Genomic DNA, 15269 nt, shown 5'->3' with positions numbered 1-15269 from the left:
CTCAGCAGGCCACCGCCGGCCCGGTCGGGCTGATCGGCCGGCCAGCCAGCGCGAGCAGGCCCGGGGCGTTGTTGCGCAACGCGAAGGTGCCCACCTCGGCACGCGGCACCCGCGCCGCCGCCGGATCGCCGGCACGGGTCAGCTCGGCCGCCGCGAGCGCCAGCGCCAGCACCCGGTCGCTGGCGTCCGGGATCCGGCCGTACGTCTCGGCGGCGGCCAGGTGCAGCTCGGCCGCGCGCCGGTGGTCGCCGTCCGCCGCGGCCACGGCCGCCGTCACCGTCCGCAACGCCGCTTCCGACCAGGGCGTCCGATGACCCACCCGGTCCAGCATCGCCCGGACCCGCACCGAGGCGTCCCGTCCGGCAAGCGCGGCGGCGTACGCGGCTGCGGCGATCCACTCCCCGCTGGCCAGAGCCGGCACGGCCGACCACGACAGGTCCAGCTCGTCGATCAACTCCGACGCCTCGGCGGCACGGCCCTGCAACGCCCGGCACAGCGCCGCCATGCCCAGCATCGTCCACCGCAGGCGGTGGAACCCGCTGCGCCGCGCGGTGTCCAGCGCGTCAGCCAGGTCGCTGGGATCATCGTCGTCGCGCAGCACCAGCAGGCAGCAGCGCAACCCCCGCACCTGCATGTCCCAACTGCCGGTCGGAGTGTCCACGAACGCCTCCGCCGCCGTGAGCAACCGGCCGAAGTCACCCTCGAACCAGGCCCGCATCGCCTCCGCCGAATAGCTTGTGGTCAGCGTCTGGCCGCTTGCCGTCCGGGCCGGCGCCGCCGAGAGCAGGGCGTCCGAACGCAACCAGTCACCCTCCTCGCGGATCGCCCAGGCGAGGTTCTGGGTGGCCCGGGGCAGCGCGAGCAGCTGACCCGCACGGGCGAACTCGACGACAGCGTGCAGCTCGTCCAGGCCGATCCGGTCACCGGCCTGGTAGCGGGCGGTGGCCGCGGTGATCCGGGCGTTGGTGCGGGTCTCGGTGAGACCCAGCCGCTCCGCGATCTCCGCCGCGCTGTCCGCCGCCGCCACCGCCAGGTCCCGCTCGTAGTTGAGCATGTGCAACCGGCCCAGCTCCGCGTACGCGTCGGCCTTCTGTGGGCTGTCCGGCAGCGGCTCGAACAACTGCACCGCGCGGTCCAGGCAGGCCAACGCCTCGCTGCGGTCGGCACGCAGCCAGGCGGCCTGCCCGAGCAGCGTCCACGCCCGGGCGGCGCAGGCGTCGTCGCCGTGCGCCAGCAGCCGGTCGGCGAGCGCGTGCACCTGCTCCGGCCCGCCACCGGACAGGAACGCGTTGCCGTCGCGATAGAACGAGATCTCCGTGCTGAGCAGTTCCAACTGGAGCCGCCCCACCGGGTCGCTGTCGTCGGCCAGACCGAGCGCCCGGCCCGCGTGGCTCGCCGCCGCGTCCAGCCCGTGCAGCGCGTACGCCCGGCGGGCCGCCCGGTGCAGCGCCTGCCGCGCCGGGGCCGCGTACCTCAGGACCTGCATGCCGAGCGAGCGGGCGATCTCGTGGGCCGCCCAGCGGTGGTGGGCGAGGACCTCCGCCAGGTCGGTGTCGCGGCTCTGCGACAGCGCGTCGAGCCAGTCGGCGGCCCGCTCGTGCCGCGCCACCCGCTCGGTACGCGGCAGCCGCTGGTAGCAGACGTCGCGCACCAGCACGTGCCGGAACCGGAACTCCGCCTGCCCGGCCATCGTCGACGCGGACTGCTCGTGTACGAAGTCGCGCTGCTCCAGCCGGCGCAGCGCGCGCTCGACAGACTCGACCTGCTGGCCCAGCGCGGCGGCCACAGCGCCCGGCCAGAACTGCACCCCGACCACCGAGGCGGCCAGCAGCACCGCGCGGTCCTTCGCGTCCAGCAGGTCCACCCGGTTGGCGATCACCGCGTGCACGCTCTCCGGCATCGTCAGTTCGAGCTGCTTGTCGAGCGACCAGCCCCGCCCGGACTGCCGCAACGCGCCCTGCTCGATCAGCATCCGGACGTACTCGTGGGCGTAGAGGGGGTTGCCGCCGGCCACCTCGATGAGCGGGGTGAGCGTGTCGGCGGAGAAAGCCGCCTGCCCGAAGAGATGCGCGTACAGGGCGGCGATGCCGGTGTCGCGCAGCGGCGGCAGGGTGATGGTCACCGAACCGGTGATGGTGCCGGCCCAGCTCGGATCCCTGTCGACGAGCTCCGGACGGGCGGTGCAGAGCAGCAGCAGCGGCGCCTCCCGGGCGGCGGCTCCGAGCAGCTCCACGAAGCGCAGCATCGCGTCGTCGGCCCAGTGCAGGTCCTCGAAGACGAGCACTGTGGGGCGCCGGGCGGCCAACGCCAGCAGGAAGCGCCGCCACGCGGACTCGGCCTCCTCGGCCGGCAGCGGCGTGCCGGGCAACCCGACAAGAGGGCGCAGGGCGTCCACCACCCGGTCCCGTTCACCCGGCCCGATCAGCTCACCGACGGCGGCGGCCAACCGCGCAGCCGCGCTGCTCGCCGGATCGGTGTCCAGGATGCCGGCCTCGGTCTTGACGATGTCGGCGAGCGCCGCGAACGTGACGTTCTCCCCGAACGGGGGGCAACGCCCGGTCCGCCAGGTCAGCGGCTCGTCGACCAGCCGGCCGGCGTGCCGGTAGAGCTCCCGCAGCAGCCGGCTCTTGCCGATGCCGGCCCTACCGAAGATCGTCACCACCTGCGGCAGCCGGTCACGCAGCGACCGGTGCAGGGCGTTGACCAGCATGCCCAGCTCGTGCTCCCGATCGACGAGCGGCGTCGTGTCCGGCTCCCGGTCGGTGGGCTGGCGGCGCAGCGGGGACAGGGCGAGCCACACCTCGGTCGGCGACGACCGGCCGCGCAGCGTGACCGGGGGCTGCTCCTCGTAGCGGATGGCATCCTTCGTCAGCGCATGCGTGGCACCGCAGACCAGCACCCCGCCCGGCGGCGCGACGGACTGCATCCGTGAGGCGGTGTTCACCACGTCCCCGGCCACGATCGCCTGCCCGCCGTCGCGGGCGGCGGCCACGTCGACAAGGGCCTCACCTGTGGACACGCCCACCCGGAACCGCATCTCGGTGCTGCCCGTCGGCGCGAACCGGGTGAGCACCCGTTGCAACTCCAGCCCGGCCCGTACACAACGCAGCGCGTCGGTCTCGGTGGCGATCGGCGCACCGAAGAGCGCCATCACCGCGTCCCCGATGTACTTCTCGACCACACCGCCGTACTGGCCGACGACCCGGCGGGCGGCGGAGAAGAAACCCGTCTGCATGCCCCGGACCTGCTCCGGGTCTGCCCGCTCCACGTACGGGGTGAAGTCGATCAGGTCGACGAAGAGGACGCTTACCCGGCGGCGGTCCTCCTGGGGTGTGATGGCGGCCGGCCGGTCGGTTCCCGGTCGGGGCGACCCGCAGGAGGTGCAGAACGTGACGTCCGATGCGAGTGGACGCAGGCAGTGTGGACAGACAGCGCCCAGCTCGGCGCCACAGCCACCGCAGAAGCGATCGCCGTCGGCGGCCGTGCGTCCACAGCGCTCACACTGCGCGGCGATGACACCCTCCACTGGCGGACCGGTCGACGCCCACGGCGTCCCGTCAGACGGAGTATCACCGCCGGGGCCGCTGTCGGGTACCGGCCTGTTGGCTAGCGGACAGTCCACCGGCGGGTTTGCGGACTACATTCAGTCGGCAATGTCGATCAGGGACCAGAGGGGGACAGGTCAATGGTGTACGTCAAGTTGGAAAGCGACTGGACCGACGGCAACGGAGTGAGCCACTCCGCGGGTGAGTCGGTGGACGTCGACGCCGCCACGCTCGCCACGCTCCAGGCCGAGGGCATCGTCAGCGAGCAGACCCACGGCCCGGGTGGCGACGGCAAGGGCCCGGACAAGTGGGCCGGGCCGGGCAGCTCCGGGGTCTGACCTCGAGCCGCCGAAACGACGACGGTGCCGGGTCACCCACTGGTGACCCGGCACCGTCGCGTCCGTCTCGGTGCGCTGACAGCCCTCAGGCGGGTCAGCGGTCGTTCATACCGGCGCGTCGGCGCAGCGCGGCCACATCGGTGACCACGATCCGGCGACCCTCGGTACGCAGCCAGCCGCGGCTGGCGAACGAGCCGATCGCCTGGTTGACGCTCTGCCGGGAGCCGCCGGCCATCTCGGCCAACTGGCTCTGGTTGAGCTCGATCGTGATCATCGGGGCCTGGCTCTCGCCGGCCAACCGGACCAGCGTCTTGGCCACCCGGCCGGGCAGGTCCAGGAAGACGTGGTCGGCGTTCTGCTCGGTGAGTCGGCGGATCAGCCCGCCCAGCGAGCGCATCACCGCGTCCAGGATGCGCGGGTTGGAATGCACAAGCTCCATGAACGCCCCCCGGGACAGCGCGAGGGCCGCGCAGTCCTCGATGGCCTCGGCCGAGGCGGACCGGGTGGAGGCGTCGAGCAGGGAGACCTCGCCGAGCACATCCGGCGGACGGATCACCGACAGCACCGCCCGCTCACCCGTGGGCGCGGTGCGGAACACGGCGACGGCACCCCGACGCAGGACGATTAGCGACTCACCGGGGTCGTTCTCCACGAAGAGCAACTGGCCCTTGCGGTAGGTACGCGGGACAGCGGCGGCGATCACGCGCTGCCGCACCTCAGGCTCCAGTCCGGCGAACATTTCGACACCCGTGAGCGCATCACCCGGCTCCGGCAGGCGAACCTCCACGGCCCAACCCCTCCCCGGTCAAGGACCACAACTCGCTCACCGGGCGAACTGATGTGCCCCGACAAGGTGAACTGACACCGATTCGGCGTCCGGCTAGCGATACACATCAGATCATGACGGTCCGGTCGCTTGCTGTACACCCCTCGAAGCACTTCCGTGACCGTGGCGAGTTGTGGCGTACCGGCAGAGGTGTGCTTGTCGTCATCGGCTGTTCGGACCGGCGCTGACCTGCGGTGACCTGTTTTCGGGGCCCTGCCGGGACGTGCCCGGCGCCGGTGGGCGAGGATGGCCGGAATGGTTTACCGCTACTTCTACGACTGCGAATTCATCGAGGACGGTCGGATCGTCGATCTCGTCTCGATCGGTGTCGTCGACGAGTACGGCCGCGAGTTCTACGCGGTCTCCACCGAGTTCGACGACTCACGCGCCGTGCCCTGGGTCCGGCGCAACGTGCTGGACAAGCTGCCCTCGCCCGCCGACCGGGCCTGGCGCTCCCGCGAGCGCATCCGGGACGACCTGTACGAGTTCCTCGTCGAGCCGGTCCGGGACCGGCCGGGGGAGCAGATGGAACTGTGGGCCTGGTACGCCGCGTACGACCATGTGGTCCTCGCCCAGCTCTGGGGTGCGATGCCGGCGCTTCCCCGGGAGATCCCCCGGTTCACCAAGGACCTGCGCCAACTCTGGGACGACAAGGGTCGGCCGGCCCTTCCCGACGCGGACGCGGCCCGGCACGACGCGCTTGTCGACGCCCGGCACAACCTGGCCCGCTGGCGGGCGATGACGGCCCGCTGAGAGTGGTAGTACCTTTGCAGGTTTGACCGGTTCTGTCCCGGGCATCGGTTCGGCGAGCCGAGCCGAGGGAGAGTGCCATGAGCAACGAGCCGACCAGCGTCGTCGAGGCCCGCGCCCGGGTCACCGAGCTGGTCCGCGAGGCACGGATCTGCATGTTCACCACGATCGGCCTGGACGGGCGGTTGGTGAGCCGACCGATGGGGCTCCAGGAGGTTGAGTTCGACGGGGACCTGTGGTTCTTCGCCTCCGCCGACTCCGCCAAGGTCCGCCAGATCCGGGTCAACCCGGAGGTCAACGTCGCGTTCTCCGACCAGAAGCGCAGCGCCTGGGTGTCGGTTTCGGGCACCGCCACCGAGGCGTTCGACAGGGACCGCGCCGAGCAGCTGTGGAACCCGGTGCTCACTGTGTGGTTCCCACAGGGGCCGGACACCCCGGGCCTGACGTTGATCAAGGTGCACGCCAGCTCGGCCGAGTACTGGGACTCGCCGAGCAGCACCGTGGTCAACCTGTTCGGGTTCGCCAAGGCCGTCGTCACCGGCCGGCCGCCGGCACCGGGCGAGAACCATGAGGTGACGTACTGACCCGCGCCGGGACGCCCGGGGCGCGCTGTCATTGCACAGGCAGGCCGACTACAGTGCGCAGTGACGGCCCGCCCCGGGCCGGCAACGGCGCCGATGGTCTGATCTGACACATATCCTGGGGCAAATCGGGCTTTACCTGATGCTCCAGGAGGATGAGCGGATCATGCGTATCGGCGTGCTCACCGGCGGCGGCGACTGCCCAGGTCTCAACGCGGTCATCCGGGCGGTGGTCCGCAAGGGCGTCGCCACTTACGGTCACGAGTTCGTGGGCTTCCGGGACGGCTGGAAGGGCCCGCTGGAGGGTCTGTCCCGTCCCCTGACCATCGCGGACGTCCGCGGCATCCTGCCCCGCGGCGGCACCATCCTCGGCTCGTCCCGGACCAACCCGTTCAAGATCGAGAACGGCGTCGAGCGGATCAAGGACAACCTGGCCAGCCAGGGCGTCGACGCGCTCATCGCGATCGGCGGCGAGGACACCCTGGGCGTGGCCACCAAGCTCTACGAGCTGGGCGTGCACGTGATCGGCGTGCCGAAGACCATCGACAACGACCTCGGCGCCACCGACTACACCTTCGGCTTCGACACCGCTGTCAACATCGCGATGGAGGCCATCGACCGGCTGCACACCACGGCGGAGAGCCACCACCGCACCCTCGTCGTCGAGGTGATGGGCCGGCACGCCGGCTGGATCGCCCTGCACGCCGGCCTGGCCGGCGGCGCCAACGTGATCCTGCTGCCCGAGCGGCAGTTCGACGTCGACCAGGTTGCCGGCTACGTCGAGAAGCGCTTCCAGCACCAGTACGCCCCCATCGTGGTGGTCGCCGAGGGCGCCCAGCCGCTGGACGGCCAGATGGTGCTCGCCAACCAGGAGCTGGACTCCTTCGGCCACGTCCGCCTCGGCGGCATCGGTCAGTGGCTGGCCGAGCAGCTGGAGGCCAAGACCGGCAAGGAAGCTCGCACCGTGGTGCTGGGGCACATCCAGCGCGGTGGCACCCCGACCGCCTTCGACCGGGTCCTCGCCACCCGCCTGGGCCTCCAGGCCATCGACGCGGTCCACGAGGGCGACTGGGGCAAGATGGTCGCGATGCAGAGCACCGACATCGTCCGGGTGCCGCTCGCCGACGCCACCCGCGAGCTGAAGACCGTGCCGCTGGAGCGGTACGCCGAGGCCGAGGTCTTCTTCGGTAGCTGATCAACACCTACGGCGGCGCGGCGGGCCATCGGTCCGCCGCGCCGCGACCCGACGCGAGGGGGTACGGCCACCATGTCAGCCGGAGTGCACACGGTCGCGGTGATCGGCGCGGGCAAGATCGGCGAGCTGATGCTCTCCGGCCTGCTGCGCTCCGGATGGCCTGTGGACCGCCTGCTCGCCACCGCCCGACGGCCGGCCCGCGCCGAGGAGTTGACCGCCCGCTACGGCGTACGTGTGGTCGACAACCTGACCGCCGTGGACGAGGCCGCCGTGCTCGCGATCTCGGTCAAACCGCAGGACGCCGGCGCCCTGCTGGACGAGATCGGCCCCAAGGTGCCCGCCGACAAGCTTGTCATCTCGCTCTGTGCCGGGCTGCCCAGCGCCTTCTTCAGCCGCCGGCTGCCCGAGGGCACCCCGGTCATCCGGGTCATGACCAACACGCCGGCGCTCGTCGACGAGGCGATGACTGCCATCTCGGCAGGCGTGCACGCCACCGGGGAGCACCTGGCGCTCGCCGAGGAGATGTTCAAGCCCCTCGGCAAGACGATCCGGGTGCCCGAATCACAGCAGGACGCGGTCACCGCGCTCTCCGGCTCCGGCCCCGCCTACTTCTACCTGCTGGTCGAGGCCATGATCGACGCGGGAATCCTGCTCGGCCTGCCCCGCCAGGTAGCGCACGAGCTGATCGTGCAGAGCGCCGTCGGCGCGGCCGTGATGCTGCGCGACTCCGGCGAACACCCGGTCAAGCTGCGCGAAGCCGTCACCTCACCGGCCGGCACCACCATCTCGGCGATCCGCGAGCTGGAGAAGCACGGCGTACGGGCCGCGTTGCTCGCCGCGCTGGAAGCCGCCCGGGACCGCGCCCGCGAACTGGCCGCCCAAGCCGACTGACGGCCTCGCCCGCGCGAGTGGGCAGGCCTGCTCCGCGCGGGACCCTGCCGAGCCTGTGGGTGGCGCATACTGGCCCGGTGTTCACACTCGCCCAGGCCCGGCACCTGGTGGCCACCCTCCGGCCGCGTGTCGACGAGTTGATCCGGCTCCGCGCCGACCTGGCCGAGCTGCGCGTCGACCTGGCCGACCACGGCGTCAGCGCGCTCGGCGGGCTCGCCGAGGTGAAGGGGCTTGAGGCGCGGCTGCACGGCGTCGTCGAAGAGCTGCACCAGCACGACATCCAGGTCAAGGGCATCGCCCCTGTGCTTCTCGACTTCCCCGGCGAACGGGCCGGCCGTGCCGTGCTCTGGTGCTGGCTGGAGGGCGACTCCGACGTGCGCTGGTACCACCGGGCCGAGTGCGGCTTCGCCGGTCGCCGCCCGGTCTGACGCTGCGCCGCCCGCCGCTGGGTGCGCTGGCAGTGATCGACTCGGTTTCTAGGAAATCGGGGTGTCCACGCCACTGCGATGCCCCGATTTCCAGGAACCCGAGTCGATCAGGGCCGGCGGGCGGCGCTGGACTTCGGCAGAGCCGGATCGGCGGCCACGCTGATCGCGAACACGACGACATTGTCCCGGTAGTGCCCGCGCCGCCGGTCGAAGTCGCCGCCGCAGGTGACCAGGCGTAGCTCCGCACCGGGCGTCGGGCCGTAGACCACGGCGGTGGGAAACTCGTCCTTGCGGGCGCGCAGCGACCCGGTCACCCGGAACGACAGCTGCTGCCCGCCACGCCACACGTGCACCAGGTCGCCGGGTCGCAGCTCGTCGAGCCGGGCGAAGACCGCCGGGCCTCGCCGCGAGTCCAGATGCCCGGCGAGCACCGCCGGACCGGTGTCGCCGGGCGCGGGACCGCCGCCGTACCAGCCAGCCGTGTCGAACTCGGTCGGCGGAACCAGCGCGCCCGCGCTGTCCAGGCCGAGCACCGTGAGCGGCGAGTCGAGGTCGATGCGTGGCACGCGTACCCGCGTGGGTGGACCCTGGGTCGCGGGCGCGGCGGCCATCGACGGGCACCCGTCGGCGCAGCCGGGGTGCCAACGTGCGGCCGGCGGCTGGCCGGCGTCGGCCCGCCCGGCGCCGGTGACGAGCCCGACTCCGGCGCCGATGGCCAGGCAGACCGCCGCGCCGGCCGCGACAAGCGCGGCCACCGGCGCCCGCCGGTCGCGGTGCCGTCGGATCGCGAGACCGGGCCCGGCGCTCACCAGGTCGTTCGCCGCCGGCGCCACAGCAGCAGGCTCGCCGCGACGGCCGCCGCGGCCAATCCGCCGGCCACCAGGAGGTACGCGCCGAAGCCTGCCCCGGCGGCGCCGCCCGCGCCGGTGTCCACGCCACCGGCGGGTACGACGGTGCCGCCCTCGGCGTCGCGGCGCAGCTCGGCGGTGAGCCCGCCCTGCTTGTCGTCGAGCACCAGCAGCGAGTAGACGGCGCCGCCGGTGAGCCGGACCTCGGCGTCGGTGCTCGGCCCGCCGGCTCCGGTCAGTCGCAGCCGCCAGGTGCCCGGCTGGACCTGCTGGTATGCGGTGGTGGTGGCGAACTGCACGCCGTTGGCGATCATCGGGCCGTCGGCGGCGGCCACGTCGAGGACCGGGGTCCGCACCGACGCCTGCACGACACGGACCTTGGCGTGACCCTGGTCGGGCGCGCTGAGATCGTCGTGGAGCACCCGCAGGCCCAGGTCGGCGTGTCGACCGACGCCGGCCACCGTGTACGCGCTGCCGCTGGTCACGGCCACCTCGGTGGTAAGCACCGGGGGTTCGTCGGCGGGGCTGCCGGCCTCGCGCATCGCCACCGCGTACCGGCCGGGAGGAAGCCCCAGGTAGTCGGAGACCACGCCGTAGCCGACGCCGGGGAAGACCTTTGGCTTCGCGGCGTCGGGGGTGGCCAGGTAGACGTCGACGGCCGGGGTGTCGGGGGAGAGGTGGGCGAGCCGGACGTACCCGACGGTGTCCGCGCCGGTCGCGGCGCTGGCCAGCATCGGCGTGCCGGCGGCGAGGCCGGTGCCGAGCAGGAGCGCGCCGGCGCCGGCAAACAGCCGGCGGGGCACGGTACGGAGCCTCTGCATGTCACCCTCCGGTGGGCGTTCGGTAAGCGGGCGGTGGCGCAGAGACAGAGTCCCGTGTACGGGACTCTGCCGCAAGTTGTGGCGGAGATGTCGCCGAAATTTGTCGTCGCCATCGCCTATTCTCGATCGATGCGAGATCGTCGGATCGCGCTGGCGTGGGCGGCGTTCGTCGTCGTCGCGCTGGTGTCCTGTGTGCTCGTGCTGCGGCGCGAGGATCGCCTCTCCGACCTGCACATCTACTACGGCGCGCTGTCCGATCTGCACGCCGGCCGACCGCTGTACGGGTTCGTGGCGGCCAACGGCGGACCGTTCACCTACCCGCCGTTCGCCGCCCTGGTGCTGGGGCCGATCACCGCCGTCGACGAGGGCGTGGTGCAGGGGCTCTGGCTGGTGGCGACCTGCGCGGCTGTCGTCGCCATCGCCGGGGCGGTCGGCGTCGCGCTGAGCACCCGACAGGCCCGGCGACCGCTCGTCGTGGCGGTGGCGGCCACGGTGCTGATGCTCTCCGCGCCTGTGCAGAGCAATCTGCGCTTCGGCCAGGTCAGCATCTTCATAGTGCTCATGGCGTTGCTCGACGGGATGGGCGTCGTGCCGCCCCGGCTGCGCGGGATGCTGGTCGGGGTCGCCGCCGCGATCAAACTGACCCCGCTGCTGTTCGTCGTCTACTTCCTCGCCACGGGCCGCTACCGTGACGCCGGCCGCGCGGTGGCCACCTTCGTGGCCTGCGCCGGGATCGCCGCGATAGTGCTGCCGGGCGAGAGCTGGACGTACTGGACCGAGGCGGTGCGGCAGACCTCGCGGATCGGCAACCTGGCCTCGCTTGGCAACCAGTCCCTGCACGGGATGCTGCTGCGCGTCGGCGTGGACGAGGCGACGTTGCCCCTGCTCTGGGCCGGCCTGGTGGCGGTGATCTGCGCGGCGGCCCTGCTGCGGGCCCGCCAGCTGACGCGGGAGGACCGACCCGGGCACGCGGCGGTGCTGGTCGGCTGCGCCACAGTGGCCGCGTCCCCGGTGTCCTGGACGCACCACCAGGTCTGGCCGGTGCTCGCCGCGATGCTGCTGATCGGCGCCTCCGGCGTCACCCGACGGGTCGCCGGCGCTGCGCTGCTCGGCACGATGGTCGTGTCGTTGGGCGCGGTCCTCAGTCCCGTGTCGATGCGGCCGGGCCTTCAGTTCCTCTTCGAGAACGCCCGTGCTGTCGGGGTGTGCCTGCTGTGCCTTGTCGGCTTCGGTGGCGTCGCGGTCGCCGCCACACGAGCCAACCGGCGGGCCGCCGGGCGGGGCTGGCTACGGGTGGGTGTCACGGCCATTGTGGCGCTCGCGTTCTTCGCCGTGCAACCGCTGCCCGCCGGAGCGGATCCGACCTTCAAGGCGTACGCCCTCGACGACGTGGCCAATCCGCGCTACTTCTTCGTCTGCCGGGGCCCGGCTGAGTGCGCCGCCTACGGCACCGACGCGCCGGTCACCTTCGACACCCGCGCCGAGAAGACAAAGGTACGCGTCAACGGTGTGGTGTCCCCGCAGGTGACCCGCCTGGAGTACTACTCCGCCCCGGGCGGGACGCCCCGGACCATCCCGCTGCTCGACGCGTACCCGGGAACCCGCACGTTCTCGTTCCGTTCCGCGAACATGGCCCAGGGGCGGCTCGTCGCGTACGCCTCGGACGGTCGGCCGATCGCCAGCTACGACGACGAACTCGCCGCCGCCCTCCGTACGACCTCCCGGTAGGCGGTCGCGGGGAGGACGGCGGCGGTGCTCAGCGGGTGGCGGCGGCCAGGGCGGCGCGAAGCTTCTCGGCGTCGCCCGGCGCCGGGTTCTCCCAGTCCGTTGGCGTGTTGGCGTATAGCGTGCCGTACGCCGGGGTGTCCGGCTGATAGCGCCAGCCCTCGGCGAGCGGGCCGACGTCGACGGCGTCGTACCCGATCCGGTCCAGGAATGCGGTGACCTCGGCCTTCGCGGCGTCGTCGTCACCGGCGATCGCGAGGGCGCTGCGGTCCGGAGCACCGGAGGGCCGGGGCAGGTCGGCCAGGGCCTTGAAGTAGATGTTGTTGAAGACCTTGACCACCCGGGAGTCCGGCAGGTGCCGCTGGAGCAACTCGCTGCTTGTGGTCTCGCCGGAGTCCAGCTCCGGGATGGTCCCGTCGCGCTGCGGGTAGTAGTTGTTGGTGTCGATGACGACCTTGCCGGCCAGTGGCTCCACGGGCACCGCCCGGTACGCCTTCAGCGGCACGCTTACCACCACCAGGTCACCGACCTGTGCGGCGTCGTGTGCCGTGCCGGCACTGGCGTGCTCGCCCAGTTCCTCGACCAACTCGGTGAGCGTCTCGGGCCCCCGCGAGTTGCTGACCACCACGTCGTAGCCGGCGGCCACCGCCAGCCGCGCCACGGTGCCGCCGATGTTGCCACTGCCGATCAGTCCCACAGTTGTCATGTCGGTTTCCAACTCCGTCCACCCGCGACACATTCCGCCACCGGCGCGGCGGGCCGTTCGGCTGCCGGAGCGACGACCGGCCCCACCGGCTCTCGGCAATGCGCTGCCTCACCGACCCTCGCGCCAGCACTGACGCATGGCGACGCAGCGACCCGGTCCACCACAAAGTACTGCTCGCCTCGGCTGGAGACCGGCTCTCCGGAAACGTGCCACCCGTCGGTGACGAGCGGTCGCGCCCTCCACCCCGTCGATCATGGAGTTGTGGTGGGGGATAAGTCCGGCAAGGCACCCCGTACCAGGCACCACAAGTCCATGATCGACGCGGGTTGGGGCGGTCGGTCAGGCTGCGGTGGGGAGGGTCTTTTCGAGGGCGTTTGTCAGCTCTTCGGCGTCGGGGGCGACTGTGGGGGCGAAGCGGGCCGCGACCGTGCCGTCGGGTGCTACCAGGAACTTCTCGAAGTTCCAGCGGACGTCCCCGGTGTGGCCGTCGGCGTCGGGGGTGTCGACAAGCGCGGCGTAGAGCGGGTGCCGGTTCGGGCCATTGACGTCAATCTTCTCGGTCAGCGGGAAGGTGACCCCGTAGTTGACCTGGCAGAAGTCGCTGATCTCGGCGGCGGTGCCCGGCTCCTGGCCGGCGAACTGGTTGCACGGCACGCCGAGCACCACGAGGCCACGCTCGGCGTAGGAGTCGGCGAGGGCCTGGAGTCCGGCGTACTGCGGTGTGAGGCCGCAGCGGGAGGCGACGTTGACGACCAGCAGCGCCTTGCCCCGGTACTGGGCGAGGTCGGCGGGGCCGCCGTTGAGGGCTTCGATGGGGATGTCGAACACGGTCATGGCCAGAGGTTACGCGCCGGTAGGCGTTCGGGTCGGAGTGGCCGGCGGGGCAGTCACGCACCACGGGAAATCGACGCATGCGCATCTTGACGAAGTGATGACGGTGTGAGTACCGTCTCACCAATCTATTTTGGAAAGTTTCCTAACAGTTCGGGAGACGCCTCATGAAAAGATCGCTCCGCCGAGCCCTCTGGGCCGGTGCCGTGGTCGCCGTGACCGTCGCAGCGGTGCCGATGACCACCGCGTTCGGCGCCGGCACTGTCACCGCCACGTTCGCCAAGGCGCAGGACTGGGGGACCGGTCACGAGACGAAGGTGACCGTCACCAACGGCTCCAGCGCCACCGTCAGCACCTGGCGCATCGAGTTCGACCTGCCGTCGGGCACCACCATCAGCAGCGCCTGGGACGCCGACGTGACAAGCAGCGGCAACCACTACGTGGCGGTCAAGAAGAGCTGGGCCGGCGGCCTCGCCCCGGGCGCCTCCTTCAGTTGGGGCTACAACGGCACCGGCGCGTACAAGGCGCCGCTGAACTGCACAATCAACGGCGCACCGTGCGGTGGCGGCACCCCGACCACCCCGCCGACCACGGCAGCGCCCACCACGGCCCCGCCGACCACGGCCCCGCCCACTACGGCCCCGCCCACCACGCCACCGCCGAACACGGGTGGCAAGAAGGTCGTCGGCTACTTCGCCGAGTGGGGCGTCTACGCCCGCAACTACCACGTCAAGAACATCCAGACCAGCGGCTCGGCCGCCAAGCTGACCCACATCCTGTACGCCTTCGGCAACACCACCGGCGGCCGCTGCTCGATCGGTGACAGCTACGCCGACTACGAGAAGGCGTACACGGCGGCGGACAGTGTCGACGGTGTCGCCGACACCTGGGACCAGCCGCTGCGCGGCAGCTTCAACCAGTTGCGCAAGCTCAAGCAGCTGAACCCGCACCTCAAGGTGATCTGGTCGTTCGGCGGCTGGACCTGGTCCGGCGGCTTCACCCAGGCCGCGCAGAACCCGGCAGCGTTCGCCGAGAGCTGCTACAACCTGGTCGAGGACCCGCGCTGGGCGGACGTCTTCGACGGCATCGACGTCGACTGGGAGTACCCGAACGCCTGCGGCCTGACCTGTGACAGCAGCGGCCCGAACGCCTTCAAGAACGTGATCAGCGCGCTACGGTCGAAGTTCGGCTCCAACGCCCTGGTCACCGCCGCCATCACCGCGGACGGCAGCAACGGCGGCAAGATCGACGCCACCGACTACGCCGGGGCCATCGGCAACCTCAACTGGCTGATGCCGATGACGTACGACTACTTCGGCGCGTTCAACGCCCAGGGCCCGACCGCCCCGCACTCGCCGCTGACCTCGTACACCGGCATCCCGCAGCAGGGCTTCAACTCCGACGCGGCGATCCAGAAGCTCAAGAGCAAGGGGATCCCGGCCAACAAGCTGCTGCTCGGCGTCGGCTTCTACGGCCGGGGCTGGACGGGCGTCACGCAGGCTGCTCCGGGCGGCAGCGCCACGGGCGCGGCGCCGGGCACCTACGAGGCCGGCATCGAGGACTACAAGGTCCTCAAGAACACCTGCCCGGCCACCGGCACGATCGCCGGCACCGCCTACGCCAAGTGCGGCAGCAACTGGTGGAGCTACGACACCCCGTCGACAATCAACGGCAAGATGACGTACGCGAAGAACCAGGGCCTCGGTGGCGCGTTCTTCTGGGAACTCTCCGGTGACACGAGCAACGGCGAGCTCATCGGCGCCATCAAGGGCGGTCTCGGCTGA

General features: G+C 71.6%; 14 protein-coding genes. 8 read left to right on the top strand and 6 right to left on the bottom strand.

The window, feature by feature from the left end; genetic code table 11:
* Window position 1 precedes the first annotated feature (1 nt).
* Window positions 2-3526 carry an adenylate/guanylate cyclase domain-containing protein gene (locus ACLQ23_RS18885; RefSeq protein ID WP_355593103.1) on the bottom strand — a complete coding sequence of 1175 codons (3525 nt, stop codon included), beginning with the start codon at window positions 3524-3526 and terminating at the stop codon, window positions 2-4.
* A 159-nt stretch (window positions 3527-3685) separates the two neighbouring features.
* On the opposite strand from ACLQ23_RS18885, the gene ACLQ23_RS18880 reads away from it, so the two are divergent.
* On the top strand, window positions 3686-3883 hold the full coding sequence (locus ACLQ23_RS18880) for a hypothetical protein (RefSeq protein WP_355593101.1): 198 nt from the start codon (window positions 3686-3688) through the stop codon (window positions 3881-3883).
* 94 nt (window positions 3884-3977) lie between these two features.
* Here ACLQ23_RS18880 and ACLQ23_RS18875 read toward each other — a convergent pair whose 3' ends face one another.
* On the bottom strand, window positions 3978-4670 hold the full coding sequence (locus tag ACLQ23_RS18875) for a Crp/Fnr family transcriptional regulator (RefSeq protein ID WP_030337710.1): 693 nt from the start codon (window positions 4668-4670) through the stop codon (window positions 3978-3980).
* 294 nt (window positions 4671-4964) lie between these two features.
* Here ACLQ23_RS18875 and ACLQ23_RS18870 point away from each other — a divergent pair, with 294 nt between their 5' ends.
* The 5 genes from ACLQ23_RS18870 (at window position 4965) to ACLQ23_RS18850 (ending at window position 8554) form a co-directional block, all read left to right on the top strand.
* Window positions 4965-5462 (top strand): polyadenylate-specific 3'-exoribonuclease AS, encoded by a 498-nt coding sequence (locus ACLQ23_RS18870; protein ID WP_355593215.1) that lies wholly within the window; start codon window positions 4965-4967, stop codon window positions 5460-5462.
* A gap of 77 nt (window positions 5463-5539) precedes the next feature.
* Window positions 5540-6043, top strand: a complete 504-nt coding sequence (locus tag ACLQ23_RS18865) for a pyridoxamine 5'-phosphate oxidase family protein (RefSeq protein ID WP_355593099.1) — start codon at window positions 5540-5542, stop codon at window positions 6041-6043.
* A gap of 163 nt (window positions 6044-6206) precedes the next feature.
* Window positions 6207-7235: a 6-phosphofructokinase gene (locus tag ACLQ23_RS18860; RefSeq protein WP_355628086.1), complete on the top strand. Its 1029-nt coding sequence runs from the start codon at window positions 6207-6209 to the stop codon at window positions 7233-7235.
* A gap of 72 nt (window positions 7236-7307) precedes the next feature.
* Window positions 7308-8126 carry a pyrroline-5-carboxylate reductase gene (proC, locus tag ACLQ23_RS18855; protein ID WP_355593097.1) on the top strand — a complete coding sequence of 273 codons (819 nt, stop codon included), beginning with the start codon at window positions 7308-7310 and terminating at the stop codon, window positions 8124-8126.
* Between the two features lie 77 nt (window positions 8127-8203).
* Window positions 8204-8554, top strand: a complete 351-nt coding sequence (locus ACLQ23_RS18850; protein WP_053658024.1) for a DUF2203 domain-containing protein — start codon at window positions 8204-8206, stop codon at window positions 8552-8554.
* Between the two features lie 107 nt (window positions 8555-8661).
* Here ACLQ23_RS18850 and ACLQ23_RS18845 read toward each other — a convergent pair whose 3' ends face one another.
* Both ACLQ23_RS18845 and ACLQ23_RS18840 read right to left on the bottom strand, forming a co-directional pair.
* Complete coding sequence (locus tag ACLQ23_RS18845) at window positions 8662-9387, bottom strand: class F sortase (protein WP_355630812.1); 726 nt, start codon at window positions 9385-9387, stop codon at window positions 8662-8664.
* Window positions 9360-10223, bottom strand: coding sequence for a DUF4397 domain-containing protein (locus ACLQ23_RS18840; protein WP_355593093.1), 864 nt, complete (start codon window positions 10221-10223; stop codon window positions 9360-9362). The genes ACLQ23_RS18845 and ACLQ23_RS18840 overlap by 28 nt, the downstream gene beginning before the upstream one ends.
* Before the next feature lie 129 nt (window positions 10224-10352).
* Between ACLQ23_RS18840 and ACLQ23_RS18835 the strand changes: the two genes are divergently transcribed.
* On the top strand, window positions 10353-11951 hold the full coding sequence (locus tag ACLQ23_RS18835; RefSeq protein WP_355593091.1) for a glycosyltransferase 87 family protein: 1599 nt from the start codon (window positions 10353-10355) through the stop codon (window positions 11949-11951).
* 28 nt (window positions 11952-11979) lie between these two features.
* Here ACLQ23_RS18835 and ACLQ23_RS18830 read toward each other — a convergent pair whose 3' ends face one another.
* On the bottom strand, window positions 11980-12654 hold the full coding sequence (locus tag ACLQ23_RS18830) for an NADPH-dependent F420 reductase (protein WP_355593089.1): 675 nt from the start codon (window positions 12652-12654) through the stop codon (window positions 11980-11982).
* Window positions 12655-12993: 339 nt separating this feature from the next.
* Window positions 12994-13488, bottom strand: coding sequence for a glutathione peroxidase (locus tag ACLQ23_RS18825; RefSeq protein WP_355630815.1), 495 nt, complete (start codon window positions 13486-13488; stop codon window positions 12994-12996).
* Window positions 13489-13652: 164 nt separating this feature from the next.
* Here ACLQ23_RS18825 and ACLQ23_RS18820 point away from each other — a divergent pair, with 164 nt between their 5' ends.
* Window positions 13653-15269 carry a glycosyl hydrolase family 18 protein gene (locus tag ACLQ23_RS18820; RefSeq protein ID WP_355630818.1) on the top strand — a complete coding sequence of 539 codons (1617 nt, stop codon included), beginning with the start codon at window positions 13653-13655 and terminating at the stop codon, window positions 15267-15269.

Source organism: Micromonospora sp. DT41 (assembly GCF_049841715.1).
Lineage (GTDB): Bacteria > Actinomycetota > Actinomycetes > Mycobacteriales > Micromonosporaceae > Micromonospora > Micromonospora profundi.
This window is presented reverse-complemented; position numbering and strand designations above follow the sequence as displayed.

Coding starts and splice junctions, on each gene's coding strand:
- ACLQ23_RS18830 (WP_355593089.1), bottom strand. CDS start 12,654: ATGACAACTGTGGGACTGATCGGCAGTGGCAACATCGGCGGCACCGTG.
- ACLQ23_RS18835 (WP_355593091.1), top strand. CDS start 10,353: ATGCGAGATCGTCGGATCGCGCTGGCGTGGGCGGCGTTCGTCGTCGTC.
- ACLQ23_RS18820 (WP_355630818.1), top strand. CDS start 13,653: ATGAAAAGATCGCTCCGCCGAGCCCTCTGGGCCGGTGCCGTGGTCGCC.
- proC (WP_355593097.1), top strand. CDS start 7,308: ATGTCAGCCGGAGTGCACACGGTCGCGGTGATCGGCGCGGGCAAGATC.
- ACLQ23_RS18860 (WP_355628086.1), top strand. CDS start 6,207: ATGCGTATCGGCGTGCTCACCGGCGGCGGCGACTGCCCAGGTCTCAAC.
- ACLQ23_RS18825 (WP_355630815.1), bottom strand. CDS start 13,488: ATGACCGTGTTCGACATCCCCATCGAAGCCCTCAACGGCGGCCCCGCC.
- ACLQ23_RS18880 (WP_355593101.1), top strand. CDS start 3,686: ATGGTGTACGTCAAGTTGGAAAGCGACTGGACCGACGGCAACGGAGTG.
- ACLQ23_RS18865 (WP_355593099.1), top strand. CDS start 5,540: ATGAGCAACGAGCCGACCAGCGTCGTCGAGGCCCGCGCCCGGGTCACC.
- ACLQ23_RS18840 (WP_355593093.1), bottom strand. CDS start 10,223: ATGCAGAGGCTCCGTACCGTGCCCCGCCGGCTGTTTGCCGGCGCCGGC.
- ACLQ23_RS18870 (WP_355593215.1), top strand. CDS start 4,965: ATGGTTTACCGCTACTTCTACGACTGCGAATTCATCGAGGACGGTCGG.